Raw genomic sequence first — 3,511 nt, forward strand, 5'->3', positions numbered from 1 at the left:
GCCAAAACGCTTTCGATACCTTCTATGGTTTGATAACTCAGAAGCCAATTGTAATCTATCATATAAGGCATCATTTTTTGGGTTTTTGGAGTCAAATCATCATAATTGTCTCTCAACGATTGGTAAAAACGTTCCGAATAATCTTCCAATCTTTCATCAGAATAATTACTCCAGTTCTTTGCCAAAAAATGGTCGTAAAAAATATCGACAATAATTCCTGAATAATGGTGGTAATTAGGATGTAACCTTTTAGTACTTTTTCTAAATAATGGATGAGCATCAGTAAATGTATCTATTGCCCTATGTAAAATAATTCCTTTTCTAATGTCTTTAGAAAAATGCTCTAAGTTTTTTCCATGAATCCCATCTGCCATAAAATTGCCAATTTTTATTAAATCATTATCGCCAGAAAGATAGATGTGTGCTAGAAAATTCATTTGTCTAAATTAGGAATTTTAATTGACTATTATAAACGACCAATTATTATATTTGTCATTCATAAATTAAATATCTAATATCATAAATAAAAATGACTTTAATAAAATCAATATCGGGAATTCGTGGAACTATTGGCGGAAAAGTTGGAGATAATTTAACTCCAGTCGATGCTGTGAAATTTGCCTCAGCTTATGGAACCTGGTTGAAAGACAATAATAATGAAAAGAAATTTAAAGTTGTAGTAGGACGTGATGCTAGAATTTCTGGGCCAATGATTCAAAATCTGGTTGTAAATACACTTATTGGTTTAGGAATTGATGTAATTGATTTAGGGCTTTCAACCACTCCAACAGTAGAGGTAGCTGTGCCCTTAGAAAAAGCTGATGGCGGTATTATTTTAACCGCTTCTCATAACCCGAAACAATGGAACGCATTGAAATTACTAAACGATAAAGGGGAGTTTTTAAATGGAATTGAAGGAGAGAAAATCCTTCAAATTGCCGAAGCCGAAGCTTTCTATTTTTCTGATGTTGATTCAATTGGCGAAATTACTGTTAATGATGCTTATATGGATATTCATATTGATGAAGTATTGAACTTATCATTGGTTGATATCGATGCGGTCAAAGCGGCTAAATTTAAAGTTGTTGTAGACGGTGTAAATTCCTCAGGAGGTATTATTATTCCTAAATTATTAGAATTAATGGGGGTTGAAGTGGTTAAACTATACTGTGAGCCTAATGGACATTTTCCTCATAATCCAGAACCTTTAAAAGAACATTTGACCGATATTTCGGAATTAGTTGTGAAAGAAAAAGCCCATTTAGGCATTGTCGTTGATCCTGATGTAGATCGACTAGCATTTATTTGTGAAGATGGTGAAATGTTTGGCGAAGAGTACACATTAGTTGCTTGTGCTGATTTTGTTTTAGGGAAAACACCTGGAAATACCGTTTCGAATATGTCTTCCTCTCGTGCATTGCGCGATGTAACTAATGCTCATAAAGAAAATTATGAGGCTAGTGCTGTTGGTGAAGTTAATGTAGTCGAATTGATGAAGAAAAACAATGCTATTATTGGGGGTGAAGGAAATGGAGGGATTATCTATCCTGAATTACACTATGGACGTGATAGTTTGGTAGGTGTTGCTTTGTTTTTGACTCATTTAGCCCACAAGAACATTACGGTTTCTGCTTTGCGTGCTTCGTATCCGGAATACTACATGAGTAAGAAAAAAATTGAATTAACCCCTCAAATAGATGTGGATATGATTCTTGTGGCCATGACCGAGAAATACAAAAATGAGGATATTACCACTATTGACGGTGTAAAAATTGATTTTGAAACAGAATGGGTACACCTAAGAAAGTCTAATACAGAACCAATCATACGAATTTATACTGAAGCTCCTACGCAACAAAAAGCAGATGGTTTAGCTTTGCGAATTATTGATGAGATAAAAGCAATTGTAGCAATAAAATAATTAAAATTGAATTCTTTGAAAATTAAACAGCACTAAAATCTTTTTTAGTGCTGTTTAATTTTTATATTTTATCTACTATTTTGAATATATTATTTAGAGGTAGGACTTTAAATAAAATTTTAAATTTTTCACTCAAAACTCCACACTTTTTGTTGCGCTTCGCTCATAAAAGTCCATGCAAGGATTCGGCTGGTTTTTTGACCTTGTGCCATATCGATGGTTTTAAAATCGGCTACATTAACCTTATTTAAGGTTTTGTAAAAACTAGATAAATTCTCTTTTTTTGAGACTAGAGTAGTAAACCAAAGGCATTGCATCGGGTATTTAGCACTTTCAAAAATCATTTGGGTTACAAAACCAGATTCACCACCATCGCACCATAATTCAGCGTTTTGCCCCCCAAAATTTAAAACAGGTTTTAAGGTTCGAGTATTCTCAAGATTGTTAATTTTTCTAATTGATGATTTGGTAGCTTCTTCTTGAGAATTATGAAAAGGAGGATTGCACATCGTGAAAGTGAAACGGTCTTCTGTAGTGATGATATTTTTGAAAATATAACGGGATTCGATTTGTTGTTGTAAACTGATGCAATCTACTAACCTTGGATTGGCTTCTATTATTTTTTTGCAGTTTTGAAGGGCTTTCTCATCAATTTCAGTCCCTACAAATGACCATCCATAAACAGCGTTTCCTAGAATTGGATAAATGCAATTGGCACCCACGCCAATATCCAGTACTTGGATAGTTTCGCCTTGGGGAATAATACCGTTATTATTTTTTGTTAATAAATCGGCGATATAATGAATATAATCTACACGACCCGGAATAGGAGGGCATAGATAATTTTCAGGAATATCCCAGTTTTGTATGTCATAATTAGCCATTAATAGGGCTTTGTTTAATGCTTTTACAGCTTTGGGATTGCTAAAATCTATTGTTTGCTTCGCCTGTTCACTATGGTTTGAGTCAATTTGGTAGTCATTGATAATGACAAACTGTTGAAGGTCTGGATAAATGTTAATTAATGCTGCAAAATCATAGCCTAATCGATGCAGGTTTCTTGAGTGCAAATTGGTTTTTTCAATACTATTTTTTATTTTAGACTTCTCCATAGTTTCGCAAATATAAGCAATCGTAATTTAGTGTTACGTTATCCTATTTTGATTTTTCTGATTTAAATTTAACAATTTAGTAAATTAAATATTAGAAAATAGTATATATTTATATTTTGTAAATTGTTGATTTTTATAGTAATCAAATGCATTACAAGTTAAAAATAAAGTTATAATTAATATGCCCTAATCATGAAAATTAAATTGCTATTAACAGCCTTAGTATTAACAACAACTCATGTTTTTTTTGCTCAAGAAATCAATAAAAATATTATTGAAGAAAAACCTGTTGTGGTCAAAGATTCCGTCAAATCAATAGACCTAACCCAAAGGGCATCAGTTGGTGATTTATTAACAACGTCGGTTGCTGCAGAAGCGGTTTTAGCCAAACAAAAGGCGGAAGAAAAAGCAAATAAGGAAGCCGAAAAAAGGATTAAAGAAGAATTAAAAGCCAAAAATGAGGAAGTAGAGAGACAAA

Annotated in this window: 4 protein-coding genes; 2 read left to right on the forward strand and 2 right to left on the reverse strand. The window is 32.8% G+C overall.

Annotation, left to right across the window (positions count from 1 at the left end; translation table 11 throughout):
- Nucleotides 1-437: ACP phosphodiesterase (locus ACKVOD_RS12565; RefSeq protein ID WP_409209813.1), on the reverse strand; the 437-nt coding region annotated here is incomplete at its 3' end.
- Nucleotides 438-529: 92 nt separating this feature from the next.
- On the opposite strand from ACKVOD_RS12565, the gene glmM reads away from it, so the two are divergent.
- On the forward strand, nucleotides 530-1,921 hold the full coding sequence (gene glmM / locus ACKVOD_RS12570) for a phosphoglucosamine mutase (RefSeq protein ID WP_409209814.1): 1,392 nt from the start codon (nucleotides 530-532) through the stop codon (nucleotides 1,919-1,921).
- A 128-nt stretch (nucleotides 1,922-2,049) separates the two neighbouring features.
- On the opposite strand, the gene rlmF is transcribed toward glmM, so the two are convergent.
- Complete coding sequence (gene rlmF, locus ACKVOD_RS12575; RefSeq protein ID WP_409209815.1) at nucleotides 2,050-3,033, reverse strand: 23S rRNA (adenine(1618)-N(6))-methyltransferase RlmF; 984 nt, start codon at nucleotides 3,031-3,033, stop codon at nucleotides 2,050-2,052.
- 192 nt (nucleotides 3,034-3,225) lie between these two features.
- Between rlmF and ACKVOD_RS12580 the strand changes: the two genes are divergently transcribed.
- The coding region (locus tag ACKVOD_RS12580; protein ID WP_409209816.1) for a hypothetical protein at nucleotides 3,226-3,511 on the forward strand (286 nt) is incomplete at its 3' end.

The sequence above is a fragment of the Flavobacterium sp. genome (genome assembly GCF_046155325.1).
In the GTDB taxonomy this organism is placed as follows: Bacteria; Bacteroidota; Bacteroidia; order Flavobacteriales; family Flavobacteriaceae; genus Flavobacterium.

Coding starts and splice junctions, on each gene's coding strand:
- glmM (WP_409209814.1), top strand. CDS start 530: ATGACTTTAATAAAATCAATATCGGGAATTCGTGGAACTATTGGCGGA.
- rlmF (WP_409209815.1), bottom strand. CDS start 3,033: ATGGAGAAGTCTAAAATAAAAAATAGTATTGAAAAAACCAATTTGCAC.